This is a genomic window from Nonomuraea mesophila (assembly GCF_004352805.1).
GTDB classification, from domain to species: domain Bacteria; phylum Actinomycetota; class Actinomycetes; order Streptosporangiales; family Streptosporangiaceae; genus Nonomuraea; species Nonomuraea longispora.
Genome location: NZ_SMLD01000026.1, coordinates 58697 through 76809 on the forward strand (window position 1 = coordinate 58697; position 18113 = coordinate 76809).

An 18113-nucleotide genomic window follows, 5' to 3' on the forward strand; every position below is an offset into this window, starting at 1 on the left:
GCGACGGGAGGCGCGATCCGATGGCACCCATGCCGGACTGGGGGACGCTCCCCCGCATGCTGCGCGACCAGGCCGAACACCACCCGGACGCCACCGTGGTCGCCGAGGGCGGCGCCGGCGTGAGGCTGCCGGAGCTGCGCGCCGCGGCGTCCGACATCGCCCGCGGCCTGATCGCCCTCGGCGTCGGCCCGGGTGACCGGGTGGCGCTGTGGGGGGTGAACTCGGCGTACTGGGTGGCGCACGCCTTCGGGATCTGGGACGCGGGCGCGGTCATCGTGCCGCTCTCGTCCCGCTGCAAGGGCATCGAGGCGGCCCAGCTCGTCGAGAGGACGGGGGCGAAGGTCATGGTCACCGGCGCCGGCCCGGCGCACACCCCGCTCGACGGGCTGCTGCCGCCGCTGCCGGGGCTGCGGATCGCCGGCCCGGAGGCGGCCGGGTTGCGGTCGCTGGGGGCGAAGGTCCCGGTCCGGGAGGCCGAGGAGCGGGCGCTGGCCGTGCGCCCCGGCGACCTGTGCGAGATCATGTCGACGTCGGGCACCACCGGCGTGCCGAAGGGCGTCATGCTCGACCACGCCCAGATCCTGCGCGGCTACTGGGACTGGTCCGAGATCGTCACCCTGGACGAGCATGACCGCTACCCGGTGATCGCCCCGTTCAGCCACGGGTTCGGGCTGAACGCCGGGCTCATCGCGTGCGTGCTGCGCAGGGCCACGATGGCGCCGGTCCCGGTCTTCACCCCCGACGCCCTCATGTCGCTGATCTCCTCCGAGCGGGCCAGCGTGCTCGCCGGCCCGCCCACCCTGTTCCACCGGCTGCTGGACGAGCTCGACCGGGGCTCGTGGGACGTCTCGTCGCTGCGCGTCGCCATCTGCGGGGCCGCCGCCGTGCCGTCCGCCCTGATCACCAGGCTGGTCGAGCGGGTCGGGCTCGAACGAATGATCAACGCGTACGGGCTGATGGAGGGCACGGTCGTCTCCATGACCAGGGCGGAGGACCCCATCGACGTGATCGCGAACACCACCGGCAGGCCCGTGCCCGGCATCAAGGTCAAGATCGTCGACGAGGACGGCAAGGAGGTCGCGCCCGGCGAGCGCGGCGAGATCCTGCAGCGCGGCTACGGCGTGATGCGCGGCTACTGGGACGAGCCCGGCAGGACGGCCGAGGCCGTCGACGCCGGCGGCTGGCTGCGCACCGGCGACGTCGGCGTGCTCGACGAGGCGGGCAACCTCGCCATCGTGGACCGCAAGAAGGAGCTCTACATCGTCAACGGGTTCAACGTCTCCCCCGCCGAGGTCGAGTCGCTGCTGCTGCGCGAGGGCTCGCTGGCGCAAGCCGCGGTCGTCGGCGTGCCCGACCCGGTCGCGGGCGAGGCGGGCCTCGCGTACGTCGTCGCGCGGCCGGGCGTGACGGCCGACCCCGAGGCGCTGCTCGCCTGGGCGAGGGCCAACATGTCCGGCTACAAGGTGCCCAGGCGGGTCATCGTGGTCGACGCCCTGCCCGCCAACGCCAACGGCAAGATCGACAAACGGGCCCTGCGCGACCGCCTGCCATGAGCCGCGGGGTCCCCTGGAACGGGCATGCGGGTTACGGTGGGCTCGGCGCCTGGAACGGCGATCGGGGATACAACGATCACACCGGCGGGTTGTACCAAAGGGGACGCATGTCGGGTGCGACCGGGTTTTAGGAGGCAGCGTGGCGTTGCGCGTGGCGGTCATCGGATCGGGCCCCGCCGGGATCTACACGGCCGAGGCCCTGGTCAAGCAGTCGGCCGAGCCTGTCCATGTCGACGTGCTCGAACGCCTGCCGACCCCGTACGGGCTGGTCCGATACGGCGTCGCGCCCGACCACACGTCGATCAAGTCGATCGCCAACTATCTGCGCAGGGTGCTGGAGCTGCCCGAGGTGCGGTTCCTCGGCGGGGTCACGCTGGGCGAGCACCTGTCCGTGGGCGACCTGCTCGGCGTCTACGACGCGGTGGTCTACTGCACGGGCGCGATGGTCGACAGGAAGCTCGGCATCCCGGGCGAGGACCTGCCGGGCAGCGTGGCGGCGACCGACTTCGTCAACTGGTACTGCGGCCATCCCGACGTCGACCCCGGCAGGTTCACGCTGGACACCTCCGAGGTCGCGGTGATCGGCGTCGGCAACGTGGCCGTCGACGTCGTACGCGTGCTGGCCAAGACGTCCGACGAGCTGCGCTCGACCGACGTGCCCCACGACGTGCTGGAGCGCCTCCAGGACAGCCAGGTCAAGGCCATCCACATGATCGGCCGCCGCGGCCCCGAGCACGCCAAGTTCACCCTGAAGGAGCTGCGCGAGCTGGGCGAGCTGGCCAACGCCGACGTCTGCGTCCGCCCCGAGGAGGCGGTCGTGCTGGGCGGCGACTTCCCGCGTCAGGTCCAGGGCAACATCAAGGTCCTGCAGTCGTGGGCCGAGCGGGAGCCGGCGGGCCGGCCACGCCGCCTCGACGTACGTTTCTGGCTGCGGCCCGTGGAGATCCTCGGCACCGAGCGGGTCGAGGGCATCACGCTCGAACGCACCCGGCTGTCCGACGAGGGCCGCGTGGTCGGCACCGGCGAGTACGAGACGCTGCCCGTCGGCATGGTGCTGCGTTCCGTGGGCTACCGGAGTGTGCCGCTGCCCGGGGTGCCGTTCTCCGAGGCCACCATGACCGTCCCCCACGAGGCCGGCCGGGTGCGCGAGCGCGAATACGTGGCGGGCTGGCTCAAACGCGGGCCCACCGGGGTGATCGGCACCAACAAGTCCGACGCGGCGGAGACCGTGCGCACGCTGCTCGCCGATCTCGCGGGAGGCGGGCGGGACGACCTCGGCTCCGTCGACGCGCTGCTGGCCGAGCGCGGGGTGCGGCCGGTGACGTACGACGAGTGGCTGGCCATCGAGGCGGCCGAGACCGAGCTGGCGAGGTCGCTCGGCAGGGGCGAACGCGTCAAGCTCGTGGGCCTGGAGGCCATGCTCCGTGCGTGCCGACCTTAGGGGCTTCGAGGAGACGTACGCGCTCCAGCAGGCCCGCTATCCGGCCGCCGAGCCGGAATGGCAGCCGGTCCACACCGTCTACGTCCCCGCCGACCGGTTCACGGCCCGCACGGTCCCCGCGTGGGTCGATCAGGCCGCATCGCTGGTCAGGGATCACCTGGCCGGCCCCGGCGAGCTGGTGGAGGTGTTCGGGCTGTCCGGCGGACCGGCGGAAGCCGTGCACGAGCGGGTGGTGCGCAAGCTCGCGTCCGAGCCCGTCGAGGACCTGCGCGTGGACTTCGAGGACGGCTACGGCGTACGGCCGGACCCGGTGGAGGACGGGCACGTGGAGCAGGCGGCCGAGGCGGTGGCCGCGCTGCACGCCGCCGGGGCGCTGCCGCGGCGGTGGGGGCTGCGGGTGAAGTCGTTCGCCGACGGCGACCCCGATCGGCCGGTGCGCACGCTCGACGGGTTCGTCAAGGGGGTGGTCGCGCGGGCCGGGGAACTGCCCCGCGGGTTCGTGGTGACCTTTCCCAAGGTGCTGATGGAGGCGTACCTCGGGCAGTTCGCCGCGGTGCTGGCGCGGCTGGAGGCCGCGCTCGGCGCGCGGGCGGGGACGCTGCGGTTCGAGATGCAGGTGGAAGCGCCGCAGACGCTGCACTTCCTGCGCGGCGATCTGCCCGAGGCGCTGGACGGCCGGCTGGCGGCGGCGCACTTCGGGGTCTTCGACTACACCGCGGCCATCGGCTTGCCTCCGCACGAGCAGCGCCTCGACCATCCGGCCTGCGATCATGCCAGGCACGTGATGCAGACCGCGTTCGCCGGCACGGGGGTGGAGCTGTCGGACGGCTCGCTGGCCGCGTCGCCGGCCTCGGGCCGCGGGGAGGACGTGCGCGCGTTGTGGCGCCGGCACGCCGAGCTCGTCAGGCACTCGCTGCGGCACGGCTACTACCAGGGCTGGGACATGCACCCGTCACACCTGGTGAGCAGGTTCGCCACGGTCTACGCCTTCCACCTGGCCCGCTACGACTCCTACCGGGAGCGGGTCAGCGCGTGGGAGGAACAGCGGGAGGCGGGAGGAGGCGTCATGGACGAGCCGGCGACCATCCGCACGCTGGCGGCGGCCCTCCGCCGCGCCGACCTGGCGCTTCCGTGAGCGCTCAGTCGCGTTCGACCAGGGCGCGCCACTGGCGCACCAGGCGCCACTCGACGGGGTCGGACCAGCTCGCGCGTACGGCAGATCCGACGTGGAAGGCGCGGATGCCGTAGTCGAGCAGCGACGGCACGTACGCCGGCCGCAGACCGCCACCGGCCAGGATGATCGAGCCGTCGCCCGCCTCGGCCCGCGCCTTCAGCACCGGCAGCCCGTTCCCCACACCCGTGGGCGCGCCCGAGGTGAGCACGGTGGCCAGGTTGGGCAGTAAGCGCACGGCCCGCCACGACGCCTGCACGTCGGCGGCGTGGTCGACGGCGCGGTGGAACGTCCAGGGCAGCGGGGAGACGGCGTGGATGAGCGCCTCGGTGGCCGCGAGGTCGACGGCGCCGGCCCCGTCCAGGAACCCGAACACGAACCCCGCCGCCCCGGCCTGCGCCAGCGCCTTGGCGTCGCGAGCCAGCCGGTCGAGCGTGTCGGCGTCGGCGGTGAAGCGGGCGTCGCGGCGGAGCATCACCATCTGGGGGAGCGGGCATTCCGCGGCGATCGCGGCCACGGTCTCCGGGGAGGGGGTCAGCCCGTCTGCCGCCATGTCGGCGACAACCTCGAGCCGGTCGGCTCCGCCCTGTTCGGCGGCCACGGCGTCGCGCACGTCGAGCGCGATCACCTCGAGCAGGGATCCGGTCATGCAGGAGAGGTTATATGGTGCTCTGCCCCCTTCTGCCGCCGTAGCCCCGAAGGTGGGACGGCGACCGCCCCGCACGGCCTCTCCGCCCGCCTGAGAGCCCGCGTACGGGGCCGCGTACCGGCGAAGTGCCCGAGGATGCGGGCGGGCGGCTTCCGCCCGTCCACGGGACGTACGCGCGCGCAGGCGCGGCAGGAACGGCGGGCCCGGCCCTCGACGGCGGAGGGCCGGGCCAGGAGCGTCAGGCGCTGATCAGCTCCGCCATGGTCAGGTCACGGAACGCCGTGGCCGGAAGATCCAGCGACGGGCGCTGGAAAAGGGCGCCGGAGGAGCGGTGCGGCAGGTCCACCGTACGGACGTGCCGGAACCCCCGGGTGCGGTAGTAGCGCTGCAACCGCGGATTGCCCTTCGCGCAGTCGAGCCGCAACCAGGGCAGGCCCGCGGCGTGGGCCGCGGCGCCGGCCCAGTCGAGCAGGGCGTCGCCGAGACCGCTGCCCGACCACGGGCGGGCGACGGCGAGCTTGTGGATGTACAGTGCCGCGCCGGGATCGTCGGCAGTTGTCCAGAATTCCGGATCTGCGTGGTCGTCGAGGGCTATGGTGGCAACCGGCGGTGCCGCTTCGTCGGGGTCGAGATATCGGAGCTCGTCGTCGAGCAGGAACAGCACCCGCTCCTCGATGAGCGGCTCGATCCGCTCGGGACCGAAACCCCCGCGGGGCCACTGCCTGAGACCCTGCGCATACAGCCACTCGGCGGTGTCGGCCAGGAGGGTGAGTATGCCGGGAAGGTCCGCGGGTTCCGCGCGCCGGAGCGCGAGCGGATGAAGAAGCGTGTTCGTGTGCATAATACAACTCCCGTTGCGTTGGGTACCTGCGCTGACACAAAGCGTGATGACGCGATGGTGCGCGGGTGGCCGAAATGGGCCGTAACCCGATATATATGGATAAATGGCGATTTGGGGGAGTATGCACGACTCCCCCAGGCCAGCGAGGCGGCTAATTCTCGCTGCGCCCGGCCGGCGGGATCACCCCTTCAAACGAGCTCTTCAGCGGCGATCGAGCTCGTATCTGATCAAATGTTTGTCGGCGGGCAGCACCGACACCGCGACACGCACGGGCGTATCGGCCCGGTCGAAACCGACACGGACATAGACCATGACCGGCGTGCCAAGTTCAAGCTGCAGGCGCTCGGCCTCCTCCTGGTTGGGCATGCGCGCCCAGATGTCGTCGACGACGCGCACTTGCGCATGACCCAGCTCCTCCAACACCCGGTTCGCTCCTCGCGCGATGTCTCCGGGCCTGGCGATCTCCGAGTCGGCTACAAGATCACGCGGGAAGTAGGAGTCGTTGGTGTTGTACGGCTGGCCGTCCACGAACCGCAGACGACGTCTCACCACCGACAGCTCCCCGTCGGCCAACTCAAGCCTGCTGGCGATCTCCTCGACCGGAGACACCGTCAGGACCTCGATGTACTGGCTCGGGGCCCGGCCTTCCTGCGCCACGGCGTAGGCGAAGGCCTCCCGAAGTTCCCCACTGGGTTGCGGCTCCAGCTCCCGCTGCGGATAGATCAGCAGCGGTCTGCGGTCTCGGACCACCGTCCCGCGCCGCGGCGTGCGCGTGACCAGCCCTTCGTTGACGAGTTCGCCGAGGGCCAGCCTGACGGTGTTCCTGCTCACCCCATGGTCTTCCATGAGCTGCGCCTCGGTCGGCAGCTGCGCCCCGGGGCCGAGGACACCCGAGTAGATGGCTCGTCTCAACTCCGAAGCCACCTGCTGGTACAGCACCGACCTTGCCACTTTCACCCCTTTTGTTCCAACAATTTAGACGATCTGGTTCTAGCAGGCCACAACCCCTTGACCAACCCCCCTCCCCCGGCCCATCATCCATTCGTTGGTACAAATCCATCTATAGGCCGGTGAGGAGGTGAAGGCCAGTGTTGCCGGACCGCACGGATATGCCATACCCGCGCTGGCATGCCTCTCTCGATGCAACACGTTTACTGCGTTACGCGTTGTGTCGCGAGGGGTTCACCCACACCTACCAGAGCGATGGCACCTCCGTGCAATCGGTGTTGACTGAGCTGACCGTGTGGTGCGAAGACGGAACCTTTGTCTGGAATGAGGAGGGTGGCGCCCCCGTCACGCACCCCAACGATGACCCGGTTGGTGCAGCTCGACGCATCGCCGCACGTTGCCGGCAACGCGAGCCCTCGCGCTCCCCATCGACTCCGTGTGTGAGCTAACGGTCTAGGACTCCATCCCTCGCCGGAGTCCTGGCGCCGTCGCACACGGGGCAGGAAGCGCGTCCTGGCGGGTCCCCCACGCCCGCCAGGACGCGTTTTCCTCCGAGGGACCGACCAGTTGCCCGGGAATTCGACCGGTTACAGCCTCTTCTCCCGTTGCGAGGCTCGTTCCGGTCAGGCGGCGCCCGGGCCAGGCCGGGCGGACCCAGCCGGCGGCAGGCAGGGGCAGAGGCGGGTTCACCGGCGCGCAGGGTCATGGTTCGCGACCTCACGGTCGCGCCCGTCACCACGCCAGAACCTCTCACGCCAGCCACCACCGAGCCGTCCGCGTTGACGCCTACTTCATCATCATCAACCCTCGGTGCCCGCCTTGTGAGGCGCTTGGGATCGGCGGGGCTGGTGGGGTTTTCCGGTACCAATCGAATTTGCGACGCAAGATCAACGAGCACGAGGTCTTGCGCCGCGCCCGACGATCGTCTAAGGCCCTGGCCGCCAGTCGACCAGGGTCAGGTCCGCGTCGACCCGGGTGTAGGAAGCCGTGACCCGTTCGCCATGCTCCGGCGGCCGCAGGCCGCGCCAGTTCCCGTACACGAAGCAGCCGGGAACCTCCGCCAGCCTGACCATCACCACCACGTACGGCTCCCGCAGGCCGGGCACGAAGGGCTGGTGGTTGACGATCCAGCTCTCCACCACGCCCTCGGGCGCCACCTCCCGCCAGTGCGCCCCCTCCGTACGGCACCGCGCGCAGAACGCCCGCGCAGGGAAGCGGGCCGTGCCGCAGGCGTCGCACACCTGCACCACGAACTCTCCCCTGCCGACCCGCTCCCACCACTCCCGGGAGTCCCTGTCGGGTTCGGGACGGTATCCCGCCATCACGCCCTCCTCAGGATCAGGGCCGAGGTGGCCGGAAGGATGTAGCCGGGCTGGGCCGTGGACAGCGCCACCTCCGCGCCGGGCACCTGGCGCTCGCCCGCGTCGCCCCTCAGCTGGGAGACCGCCTCGGCGATGTGGTTCATGCCGTGCACGTAGCCCTCGGACAGGAAACCGCCGTGCGTGTTGACGGGAAGCGGGCCGCCTGCCGCGGTGGCGCCCGAGGCCACGTACGGCCCGCCCTCGCCCTTGGCGCAGAAACCGTAGTCCTCCAGCTGGACGATCACCGAGTAGGTGAAGCAGTCGTACAGCTCGGCCACGTCGACGTCGCCGGGCCCGATGCCGGCCTGGGCGTACAGGCGGGGGGCGAGGGCGGCGGCCGCGGTCACGGTGGGGTCGGCGCCGGCGCCCGACAGGTGCGTGGTGCCGCCGCCCCACGCCGCGGCCGAGATCAGCACAGGAGGTCGGCGCAGCGCGCGGGCACGTTCGGCGGTGGTGACGACGACGGCGCAGGCGCCGTCGGTCTCCAGGCAGCAGTCCAGAAGCCGGAACGGCTCGGCGATCCATCTGGCGGCCAGGTAGTCGTCGAGGGTGATGGGGGTGCGCATCAGAGCGCGGGGGTTCCTGGCGGCGTTCGCGCGCTGGGTGACCGCCACCTGACCGAAATGCTCGGCCTTGGTCCCGTATTTCAGCATGTGGGCGCGGGCGTACATGGCGTACTGCTGCGGCGGCGCGACGTAGCCGTACGGCGCCTGGTACTGCACCTCGGGGCTCGCCGGCACGCCCCGGCCGGTGCCTCCCATGCGGAACTCGGAGCGGGCGTTGATGGCCCGGTAGCAGACGACCGTCTCGGCCATGCCGGTCGCGACCGCCAGCGCCGCCTGGCCGACGACCGCGTGCGAGACGCTGCCTCCGCCGAACTGGTCCAGATGCCAGGCCAGGTCCGTCAGGCCGAGCGCGGGACCGACCAGGCTCGGCGGTGCCGAGTCGCCCACGCGGTGCGTCGCCAGGCCGTCCACCTCGTCCACGGGCAGTCCCGCGTCCTCCAGGGCGGCCAGTACGGCCCGGCAGGCCAGCGTCAGGGTGCTGACGCCCGAGTTCTTGGTGAAGGGGGTGTAGCCGACCCCGGCGATCGCGGTCACATCAGATAAAGCAAGCAAGCGCTTGGGCACATCCGTCACGTTAGACAGGACATTTCACCCATGTCAACGCACCTTCCACAGCCCGGCTTGACACTGTTCCCGGGTTCACCCTACCGTCCAAGCAAGCGCTTGGTAAGATCAGGCGCAACCGGTGGACGAGGAGGCGGACCATGAGCACACACGTTGCCCGGCTCATCGCGCCGGACGGCTGTCGCGGCCTTCCGACGCCCCATCAGCGCAGGATCTGCAACGGAGCCGCCATGCCGCCCGGCCCCTCACAAGGCCACCTCGACACCCTCCGCTTCCGGCAGGTGCTCGGCAGGTTCGCGACCGGCGTGGTCGCGATCACGGCGGTCGAACCGGTCAGCGGAGAGCCCTGCGGCCTGGCGGCCAACTCCTTCACCTCTGTCTCGCTCGATCCGCCCCTCGTGGCGTTCTGCGTCGCACACACCAGCACGAGCTGGCCCAAGGTGCGCGGCGCCAAGGTCGTCACGGTCAACGTGCTGGCCGAGCACCAGCGGTCCGTGTGCGCCCAGCTGGCGGCCAAGGGCGGGGACAAGTTCGCCGGCCTGGAGTGGACCGGCTCCCCCGGCGGCAACCCCGTCCTCGACGGCTCGCTGGCCTGGATCGACTGCGCCGTCGAGGCCGAGCACCTGGCGGGCGACCACATGATCGTGGTGGCACGTGTGCTCCAGCTCGACACGTACGCCGACGGTGGCCCGCTCGTGTTCTTCCGGGGCGGCTACGGCGGCTTCGTTGAGCCTGCCTGACCCGCCCGCGCCCGGCGGCCTGCGCGAGCAGGCCCGCGCCTGGCTGGAGGAGGCGCTGAGCGGCGAGTTCGCCCACGTGCGCGGGCTGGGCGGCCCCGGGCGCGAGCACGAAGGACACGAGGAGCGGCTGGCGTGGGAGCGCCACCTCGGCAGGGCCGGCTGGACGTGCCTCGGCTGGCCCCGCCGGTACGGCGGCCGCGCCGCCTCCCTGGAGGAGCAGGTGGCCTTCCACGAGGAGTACGCCAGAGCGCGGGCCCCCGCCAGGGTGGGCCACATCGGCGAAGGTCTGGTCGGCCCGACCATCCTCGAATTCGGCACCGACGAACAGAAGGAGCGTTTCCTCCCCCCGATCCAGCGCGGCGACGAGCTCTGGTGCCAGGGCTACTCCGAGCCCGAGGCCGGGTCCGACCTGGCCAACGTCCGGACCAGGGCCCGCCTGGAGAACGGCACGTGGGTGATCACCGGCCAGAAGGTCTGGACCTCGCTCGCCCACGTGGCCCACTGGTGCTTCGTCCTGTGCCGTACGGAGGAGAGCTCACAGCGGCATCGCGGGCTGTCGTACCTGCTCGTCCCCATGGACCAGCCCGGGGTCGTCGTCCGGCCGATCGTGCAGCTGACCGGGACGTCCGAGTTCAACGAGGTCTTCTTCGACGGCGCGCGCACGGCGGCGGGCAACGTTCTCGGGGCGCCAGGCGACGGCTGGCGGGTGGCGATGGCCACCCTCGGGCACGAGCGCGGCGCGTCCACGCTCGGGCAGCAGATCGGTTTCCGCCGCGAACTGGCCGAGGTGATCGCGACGGCCCGGCGGACCGGCGCCGCGGACGATCCCGTGCTGCGCGACCGGCTCGTCAGGGCGTGGCTGGAGCTGGAGATCATGCGCCTCAACGCGCTCAGGATGGTGCGGCCCGACCCCGGACCCGAAGTGTCGATCGCCAAGCTCTACTGGTCGGAGTGGCACCGCCGGCTGGGCGAGCTGGCGCAGGCCGTACAGGGAAAGTCCGGACTGGCGGCCGACGGCGGGCTCAACGACCTGCAGCGCCTCTACCTGTTCAGCCGCGCCGACACGATCTACGCGGGATCCAGCGAGATCCAGCGGAACATCATCGCCGAGCGCACCCTGGGACTCCCCCGCTGATTGGAGCGCCATGCCCCAGCCCTACCCCAAGGCGCACGGCCTGCTCGACGGCAAGGTCACCCTGGTCACGGCCGCCGCGGGAGCGGGCATCGGCTACGCCACGGCCAGGCGCTGCGCCGAGGAGGGGGCGACGATCGTCGTCTCGGACCGGCACGAGCGCCGCCTGGCCGCCGCCGCCGAGTCCCTCACCGAGCTCACCGGCGTCAAGCCGCTGGCGGTCCCGTGCGACGTGACCTCGGAGGCGCAGGTGCTGGCGCTGTTCGACGCGGCGGTCTCGGCGCACGGCAGGCTGGACGTGGTGGTCAACAACGCCGGGCTCGGCGGTACGGCCCCGCTCACGGAGATGACCGACGAGCAGTGGCACACGGTCGTCGATGTCACCCTGACCGGCACCATGCGCTGCACCAGGGCCGCGCTCAGGCAGATGACCGCGCAGGGCCGCGGCGTCATCGTCAACAACGCCTCCGTGCTCGGCTGGCGGGCCCAGCCCGGACAGGCGCACTACGCCGCGGCCAAGGCCGGCGTGATGGCACTGACCCGCTGCGTCGCACTGGAGGCCGCCGGGCACGGGGTACGGGTGAACGCGGTGGCGCCGTCGCTGGCGGTGCACCCGCACCTGGCGAAGGTGACCGGCGAGGACCTGCTGGCGGAGCTGACGGCCAAGGAGGCCTTCGGCCGCCCGGCGGAGCCGTGGGAGGTGGCCAACGTGATCGTCTTCCTCGCCAGCGACTACTCCTCGTACATGACGGGCGAGGTGGTCTCGGTCTCCTCCCAGCACCCGTGACGATATCCTGTGAGACAGGATATCGTGGCTTCATGAATATGACCGAGCCCATGTTCCTGGCGCTCACCGCGCTCGTGGACGAGCCGCGCCACGGTTACGGCATCGTGCAGGAGGCCGACCGGCTGTCAGGCGGCCGGGTGCACCTCAAGATCGGCACTCTGTACGGCGTGCTCGACCGGCTCGCCGGCGCCGGCCTGATCGAACTCGATCACGAAGAGGCCCATCAGGGCCGGCTGCGGCGCTATTACCGGCTGACCGACGAGGGCGCCAGGGTGCTGGAGGAGGAGGCCGCCAGGATGGCCGCCACCGCCCGCACCGCCACCGCCCGCCTGCGCGCGAGGTCCTCGGCCCGGCTCGCGAGAGGGACCACGTGACCCCGCTCGAACGCCGTTACCGCGCCGTGCTGCGCCTGCTGCCCGCCGCCTACCGCGCCGAGCGCGAGGAGGAGATGGTGGACACGTTCATGGAGGCGGCGGGCGGCGGGCTGCGCCGGCCGGGCTGGGGAGAGATCGCCAGCGTGCTGGCTCTGTCCGCACGGGTGCGGCTCGGCGGCCCGGGCGCCCCGCCGCGCCACCTCGCCTGGGGCGCTGCCGTCCGGCTCGTGGCGCTGCTCGGGCTGGCCTACCAGACGGCGTATGCGGCCTTCGGGCTGGCGGGCCTGCCGTACCTGCTCTCGTACGAGGGTGACGCCGGCCTTCTGGGCACGGCCGGATCCGCCGACCGGCTGGGCGCCATCGCCGACTACGGGTTCCCATGCTGCTCGGCCGTCGCCTTCGTGGCGGTCATGCACGGCCGCCCGCGGACGGCCAAGGCAGCCGCCGTGCTCGGCGCGCTCCCCGCGCTGGCCGGCGCGACCGCCATGGCTCCGAGCCTTCGCGATCTGGTCGCGCTGGTGTTCACGGCCGTTCCGGTGATCGCGCTCCTGCTCGCTTTCCCCGGCGACGCCGCGCCGCCGCGCCGCGGACGGTGGCTCACGGTGGTGCCGCTGGTGGCGGGACTCATCGGGTACGGCCTGAGCACGGCGGCGGCGGCCGCCGGCGGCGTACGGCTGTCCCCGTGGTCGGAGCCCCTCGGGATGGCGGTCGTGGCACTGGTCGCGGCGGCGCCGTTCGTGGCGGCCCGCGGGCGCTCACCCGGTCCGGCACTGGCGCTGGCGGCGGCGGGCGCGCTGCTGCTGATCGTCCGACTGCCGGCGGTGATCGGTCTGCCCCTGGAACAGGCGAGCGCGGGCGTGACGGCGATGTTCCTCGCGCAGTGCGCGTTGCTGGTTCCGCTGGTGGTCGTGTTCGCGTGGCGTGGGTGGAGGTCGCTGCCTCCGGCGCGGCCCTGATGGCCGGGAAGCTCCGTGCCGACACGCCGCGTCGGCCCTCCCTCGTCGGCCCCCGACGCGGCGGAAGAACCTCCGGCCTTTACTTCAGGCCCGGGAGGAGTTCAAAGTCCTGAGTATGGGCACACGCTCTTCGTTTCTGCTCGATGTCCTCATGGCGGAGTTCGGTGAGTCGATCGAGGAAGACCCGGCGGCGTTCAGCCGGAAATTTCGCAAGATGGCGGCTTCGCCCTTCGCCTTCTACCGGGGCAGCGCCTGCCTGTTCTACGCCGACATGACCGGCACGTACGCCGACGACCGTTTCCTCGACGAACCGACCAGCAGAGTGTGGATCCACGGCGACCTGCACGCCGAGAACTTCGGCACGTACATGAACGCCTCCGGCGTCCTCGTGTTCAACGTCAACGACTTCGACGAGGCGTACGTGGGGCCGTACGTCTGGGACCTCAAGCGGTTCGCCGCCAGCGTGGCCCTGCTCGGGTACGCCAAGGCGCTGTCCGACGACTCGATCAGCATGCTCGTGACCGACTTCGCCGGGGCGTACGTGGTCGAACTGGCCGCCATCGCGGCGGGCGGTGACGACGCGATCGGCTCGCTCACGCTGGACACCACCACCGGCGTGCTGCACCGGGTGCTGCAGACGGCCCGGTTGCGTACGCGGGTGGCGCTGCTCGACGCCGAGACCGTGATCGACGGGTACGACCGGCGCTTCGCGCTCATGGCGGGGCGGGAGCCGGTGGACGCGGCGACCAGGCGGGCCGTGCTGGGCGCGTTCGTGGACTACCTGACCACGCTGCCGGTCCGGGTCGATCCGGTGGAGCAGGTGGTCAAGGACGTGGCGCTGCGCAAGGGCGTGGGCATCGGGTCGGCGGGGCTGCCGTCGTACAACCTGCTGCTCGAAGGGCACTCGCAGGCGCTGGAGAACGACGTGGTCCTGTACATGAAGCAGGCGGCGGCGCCCGCCGTCGCGCGGCACGTCACGGACGAGAAGGTCCGCGCGTACTTCAAGCACCAGGGGCATCGCACGGCCGAATCGCAGCGGGCGTTGCAGGCCTATGCCGATCCGTGGCTCGGGTACACCACGCTCGACGGTGTGGGGCAGCTCGTGGCCGAGGTGTCCCCGTACTCGGCGGACCTGGACTGGGACGAGGTGAACGAGCCGGCCGAGCTGCGCTCGATCGTGCAGGACCTGGGGCGGGCCGTGGCGCGCATGCACTCGGTGGCCGATGACGAGTCGAGCCATGACCTCGTCGACTTCTCGACGGAGGAGGCGATCGTGGACGTGATCGGCAGCGACAGGTCCGGATTTATCGGGATGCTGGTGGAGTTCGCCCATCGATACGGAGCTCAGGCCCGCGAGGACCACCAGAGATTCGTCGACCTGTTCCGCAACGGCCGCCTGCCCGGCGTCTGACCGCGCAGGCTCTCACCACGACGTTCGTCTGCCGCTAGCAACCGACCGTTCGGTATGGCATGCTTCCGGAACATGACTCTGTTCTCGGTGGAAGGCAAGACAGTCGTCGTCACGGGCGGATCGCGCGGCATCGGACGCATGATCGCCGCCGGGTTCGTGGAGGCGGAGGCGTCCGTCTACATCTCCGCTCGCAAGACGGCCGAGGTCGAGAAGACGGCGGCCGAACTGGGCTGCGTCGCGGTGCCGGCCGACCTGTCCACGCCCGAAGGGCTGGAGTCACTGGTGTCGGCGGTGGACGGACCGCTGGACGTGCTGGTCAACAACGCGGGCGCCACCTGGGGAGCACCGCTGGAGGACTATCCGGAGCACGCCTTCGACAAGCTCTGGAACATCAACGTCAAAGGCGTCTTCTACTTGACCCAGCGGTTCCTGCCCCGCCTCAGGGAGGCGGCGAGCGCGGACGACCCGGCACGCGTGATCAACGTGGGCTCGATCGACGGGATCAAGGTGCCGGCGCTGCCGAGCTATGCCTATTCGTCGACGAAGTCGGCTGTGCACATGCTCACCCGGCACCTGGCCAGGCATCTGGCGAAGGAGCACATCACGGTCAACGCCATCGCACCCGGGCCGTTCGACTCGAAGATGATGGCCTTCGCCCTGGACGACCCCACGACCCGCGCGAGCATCGCCTCCAGCGTGCCCCTCGGCCGCATCGGGCGCCCTGAGGACATGGCCGGCGCGGCCATCTATCTGTCGTCGCGCGCGGGGGCGTACCTGACCGGGACGGTCATTCCGGTGGACGGCGGGATCTCAAGCTGAAAGAACCGGGCCAGGACGGTCCCGTCACTGGGAAGGGTGCGGGGACGGCGGCGAGCACCTTCCCGGCGGGTCCGGCCTGGCCCGGGGCTCGTGGCGCGCGCGTTCCAGCGGATCGCATGCGCCGCGTCGCGTGACTAGTCGAGCACGTCGTCGATGGACACGTCGCCACCGTGGGTCGCGGTCACGGCGACGCCGTTGACGTTGTTGACGCCGGTCGCGCCGCGGCCGACGACGTTGCTGTTGAAGACGTTGCCGAAGTTGTTGCCCGACTGGATGGCGTTACGGTTGCGGCTGGCGTTGCCGGCGTTGGTGTCGGCGAACGCGGGGGCCGACATGAGAGCCATCCCGGTCGCGGCGGCGACGACGATGCCGGACACGCAGAGCTTCTTCATGTGAAGTCCTTTCACTGTTGGGGTGTCTGTTCGGGTTGGTCGGACGGCAGCCGGTCAGTCGAAGATGTAGATCACCGTGATGCCGCCGTTGGTGGCGGTCGGGGCTATGCCGTTGACGTTGTTGACGTTCGTCGAGTCGTCGCGTCCGCGATTGACGGCGAAGACGTCGGCGAAGTTGTTGCCGGTCTGGGTGGAGTCGCTGTTGCGACTCCAGTTGGCCGCCCATGAGCGCCCATCCCAGGGACCGGCTGCGTCTTCAGCGTGAGCGGGGACGGCGAACATCAGCCCGCCGGCGACCGCCGACACCACGGCCGCGGCGCACACCCTTTTGATCACTTCTGCTCCTTCACCGAAATGGCTGTCGCCGGGGCGGGCGGCACACCATGGGCCCGAAGGCGCATCACCAGCCCCATTGACCTTTGTTGACCTCAGCGGATCAAGGTCAGTGCGAGCATATAACTGTAGGTTGCCGAATAGTAGCTCTGTGTTATCAGAATTTTGTTCGGCCATGACCCGGTCGCGAGCGGGCTCGATACAGCGGTCGGGCGCCAGGCGCGGCACCTTCTACCATCGTCCGATGACACATCCGCTCCGCCCCGCCAAGCCCAGGCCCGGAGACCGCATGGCGGTGCTGTCCCCCTCGTCCGGACTGCCCGGCCTCTTCCCCATGCCCTACGAGCTGGGACTGCGCAGACTTCATGACGACTTCGGGATGGAGACGGTCGAATATCCGACGACCCGGAAGATGGGGGCAACGCCCCAGCAAAGAGCCGCCGACATCCACGCGGCCTTCGCCGACCCCACCATCCGGGCCGTGATCGCCACCATCGGAGGCGACGACCAGATCACCGTCCTGCCCCACCTCGACGCCGATGTGCTGCGGGCCGACCCCAAGCCGTTCTTCGGCTACAGCGACAACACGAACCTGCTCCTGTTCCTGCGCGAGCTGGGCATCGTGAGCTACCACGGCTGCTCGGTCATGGTCGAGCTCGGACGGCCGGGCGCGATGCACCCGTCGACCGCGGACTCCTTCCGCGCGGCGCTGTTCACCTCCGGCCCGTACGAGCTCACCCCCTCAAGCTCCTACGGCGACGTCAACCGCCCCTGGGACGACCCTCGCACCTTCGACTCCGAACCCGAGACGGAACCCGGCGACGGCTGGTCATGGCACAACGGCGACCAGGTGGTCGAAGGGATCGGCTGGGGCGGAAGCCTGGAGATCATCTCGTGGCTGCTGATGGCGGACCGCGCGGTGCGAGCGCCGGAGACCTACGCCGGCAACGTGCTCTTCCTGGAGACCACCGAGGAGATGCCGCGCGCCGACGAGGTCTACCGCATCCTTCGCAACATGGGCGAACGCGGGCTGCTGCGGCAGTTCTCCGCGCTGCTCATGGGCAGGGCCAAGAGCTGGTCGTTCGAGCAGCCGCTCGGCCCCCAGGAGAGGGAACGTTTCCGCCGGCAACAGCGCGAGGCCGTCCTGCGGGCACTCGACGAGTACGCCCCCGGCACCATGGCGGTGTTCGACGTCGACCTCGGCCACACCGACCCGCAACTCGTGATCCCCGTCGGCGGGGCGATCCGCGTGGACGGACCGGCTCGCCGGATCACCGTCACCTACTGACCCGGCTCCCGTAGACCGGCTCCGGCGGCGGGGCGGACTCCATGAGCGTGGCGACCGCGGCGGCGACCTCCTCCGGCTCCCACCGGGCGCCGCGGTCCACGCGGGGGCCGTGCCGCCAGCCGGCGGCCAAGGCGTGTTCCCTGCCGATGCCCCGGCCGGCGCCCGTCACGATCACCACGCGGCCGGCACAGATGTTCACTCGGGCCTCCCTTAAGGATCATGCAGAAATATCAAGGAATCCCGACCCCGATCCACCCCCGTTACGCCGCCGAACGTCGGACGCAGGGCTCGGCGTCGGACTCCGGGCTCGGCTCAGGAGTGACGGGTCGGGTTCGGTGACAGGTCGGGCTCGGGCTCGGTGACGCGTCGGGCTCGGTGACAGGGCGGGCTCGGTGGCAGGGCGGGCTCGGTTGGAGGTCGGGGCTGGTGGGCGTCAGGCGGTCAGGTGACGCCAGGCTGGGATCTCGCCGCCGCCGTCCACTCGCACTTCGGCGCCGGTCACGTAGCCGGGGGCCGCCAGCCACAGGCAGACGTGGGCCACGTCGGTGGGCGTCGCCATGCGGCCCGCGGGGATGGTCGCCGCGATGAGGCCGGTGCCCGTCTCGCCGTTCCCCGGGTTCCCGCCGCCTCCCGCCGACTCGCCGTCCTGGTCCGGGCCGTGACCACCGGCTGCGGTAACGACGCCACCGTCCGGCGAACCGGTGCTGCCCGGTTGAATGCCACGCCCGTCATGGGTGCCCACGTCGTGATGGGCGCCCACGTCGTGATGGGTGGCGGGGGCGTCGGG

Annotated in this window: 20 protein-coding genes; 11 read left to right on the forward strand and 9 right to left on the reverse strand. The window is 71.0% G+C overall.

Features of this window, described 5'->3' with window-relative positions:
• Positions 1-20 precede the first annotated feature (20 nt).
• The 3 genes from E1295_RS13080 (at position 21) to E1295_RS13090 (ending at position 4129) form a co-directional block, all read left to right on the forward strand.
• On the forward strand, positions 21-1553 hold the full coding sequence (locus E1295_RS13080) for an AMP-binding protein (RefSeq protein WP_166427199.1): 1533 nt from the start codon (positions 21-23) through the stop codon (positions 1551-1553).
• Positions 1554-1692: 139 nt separating this feature from the next.
• Complete coding sequence (locus E1295_RS13085) at positions 1693-2994, forward strand: FAD-dependent oxidoreductase (protein ID WP_246080007.1); 1302 nt, start codon at positions 1693-1695, stop codon at positions 2992-2994.
• Positions 2978-4129: a DUF6986 family protein gene (locus tag E1295_RS13090; RefSeq protein WP_132630527.1), complete on the forward strand. Its 1152-nt coding sequence runs from the start codon at positions 2978-2980 to the stop codon at positions 4127-4129. Before E1295_RS13085 ends, E1295_RS13090 begins: the two co-directional genes overlap by 17 nt.
• Positions 4130-4133: 4 nt before the next feature.
• Here E1295_RS13090 and E1295_RS13095 read toward each other — a convergent pair whose 3' ends face one another.
• The 5 genes from E1295_RS13095 to E1295_RS13115 all read right to left on the reverse strand — a co-directional run bounded on the left by E1295_RS13095 (position 4134) and on the right by E1295_RS13115 (position 9094).
• Entirely contained in the window at positions 4134-4814 is a 681-nt protein-coding gene (locus tag E1295_RS13095) for a copper homeostasis protein CutC (protein ID WP_132630528.1), read from the reverse strand.
• A gap of 238 nt (positions 4815-5052) precedes the next feature.
• On the reverse strand, positions 5053-5655 hold the full coding sequence (locus tag E1295_RS13100) for a GNAT family N-acetyltransferase (protein WP_132630529.1): 603 nt from the start codon (positions 5653-5655) through the stop codon (positions 5053-5055).
• 201 nt (positions 5656-5856) lie between these two features.
• Positions 5857-6594: a GntR family transcriptional regulator gene (locus E1295_RS13105; RefSeq protein WP_132630530.1), complete on the reverse strand. Its 738-nt coding sequence runs from the start codon at positions 6592-6594 to the stop codon at positions 5857-5859.
• Between the two features lie 935 nt (positions 6595-7529).
• Positions 7530-7925 carry a Zn-ribbon domain-containing OB-fold protein gene (locus E1295_RS13110; RefSeq protein ID WP_132630531.1) on the reverse strand — a complete coding sequence of 132 codons (396 nt, stop codon included), beginning with the start codon at positions 7923-7925 and terminating at the stop codon, positions 7530-7532.
• Positions 7925-9094, reverse strand: a complete 1170-nt coding sequence (locus E1295_RS13115) for a thiolase C-terminal domain-containing protein (RefSeq protein WP_181957982.1) — start codon at positions 9092-9094, stop codon at positions 7925-7927. Before E1295_RS13115 ends, E1295_RS13110 begins: the two co-directional genes overlap by 1 nt.
• A gap of 140 nt (positions 9095-9234) precedes the next feature.
• On the opposite strand from E1295_RS13115, the gene E1295_RS13120 reads away from it, so the two are divergent.
• The 7 genes from E1295_RS13120 (at position 9235) to E1295_RS13150 (ending at position 15313) form a co-directional block, all read left to right on the forward strand.
• The gene (locus E1295_RS13120; RefSeq protein ID WP_166427201.1) at positions 9235-9834 is read left to right on the forward strand and encodes a flavin reductase family protein; all 600 of its coding nucleotides are present in this window, start codon (positions 9235-9237) and stop codon (positions 9832-9834) included.
• Positions 9821-10969: an acyl-CoA dehydrogenase family protein gene (locus tag E1295_RS13125; RefSeq protein WP_132630533.1), complete on the forward strand. Its 1149-nt coding sequence runs from the start codon at positions 9821-9823 to the stop codon at positions 10967-10969. Before E1295_RS13120 ends, E1295_RS13125 begins: the two co-directional genes overlap by 14 nt.
• Before the next feature lie 10 nt (positions 10970-10979).
• Positions 10980-11753, forward strand: coding sequence for an SDR family oxidoreductase (locus tag E1295_RS13130; RefSeq protein WP_132630534.1), 774 nt, complete (start codon positions 10980-10982; stop codon positions 11751-11753).
• Positions 11754-11785: 32 nt separating this feature from the next.
• Entirely contained in the window at positions 11786-12127 is a 342-nt protein-coding gene (locus tag E1295_RS13135; RefSeq protein ID WP_246080009.1) for a PadR family transcriptional regulator, read from the forward strand.
• The gene (locus E1295_RS13140) at positions 12124-13083 is read left to right on the forward strand and encodes a hypothetical protein (RefSeq protein ID WP_132630535.1); all 960 of its coding nucleotides are present in this window, start codon (positions 12124-12126) and stop codon (positions 13081-13083) included. The genes E1295_RS13135 and E1295_RS13140 overlap by 4 nt, the downstream gene beginning before the upstream one ends.
• A 115-nt stretch (positions 13084-13198) precedes the next feature.
• Positions 13199-14494 carry a DUF2252 domain-containing protein gene (locus E1295_RS13145; RefSeq protein ID WP_132630536.1) on the forward strand — a complete coding sequence of 432 codons (1296 nt, stop codon included), beginning with the start codon at positions 13199-13201 and terminating at the stop codon, positions 14492-14494.
• Between the two features lie 72 nt (positions 14495-14566).
• A complete protein-coding gene (locus E1295_RS13150) occupies positions 14567-15313 on the forward strand; it encodes an SDR family oxidoreductase (protein ID WP_246080010.1) in 747 nt (248 codons plus the stop codon).
• Between the two features lie 134 nt (positions 15314-15447).
• Here E1295_RS13150 and E1295_RS13155 read toward each other — a convergent pair whose 3' ends face one another.
• Positions 15448-15705, reverse strand: a complete 258-nt coding sequence (locus E1295_RS13155; RefSeq protein ID WP_132630538.1) for a hypothetical protein — start codon at positions 15703-15705, stop codon at positions 15448-15450.
• A 54-nt stretch (positions 15706-15759) separates the two neighbouring features.
• A complete protein-coding gene (locus E1295_RS13160; RefSeq protein WP_132630539.1) occupies positions 15760-16041 on the reverse strand; it encodes a hypothetical protein in 282 nt (93 codons plus the stop codon).
• Positions 16042-16282: 241 nt separating this feature from the next.
• On the opposite strand from E1295_RS13160, the gene E1295_RS13165 reads away from it, so the two are divergent.
• Complete coding sequence (locus E1295_RS13165; RefSeq protein ID WP_132630540.1) at positions 16283-17326, forward strand: S66 family peptidase; 1044 nt, start codon at positions 16283-16285, stop codon at positions 17324-17326.
• Here the strand turns inward: E1295_RS13165 and E1295_RS13170 are convergent.
• Together E1295_RS13170 and E1295_RS50845 are read right to left on the reverse strand one after the other, a co-directional pair.
• Positions 17316-17525 carry a hypothetical protein gene (locus E1295_RS13170; protein ID WP_166427202.1) on the reverse strand — a complete coding sequence of 70 codons (210 nt, stop codon included), beginning with the start codon at positions 17523-17525 and terminating at the stop codon, positions 17316-17318. The two genes, E1295_RS13165 and E1295_RS13170, sit on opposite strands and share 11 nt — an antisense overlap.
• Before the next feature lie 234 nt (positions 17526-17759).
• On the reverse strand, positions 17760-18113 hold a 354-nt coding region (locus tag E1295_RS50845), incomplete at its 5' end, for an SDR family oxidoreductase (protein WP_246080011.1).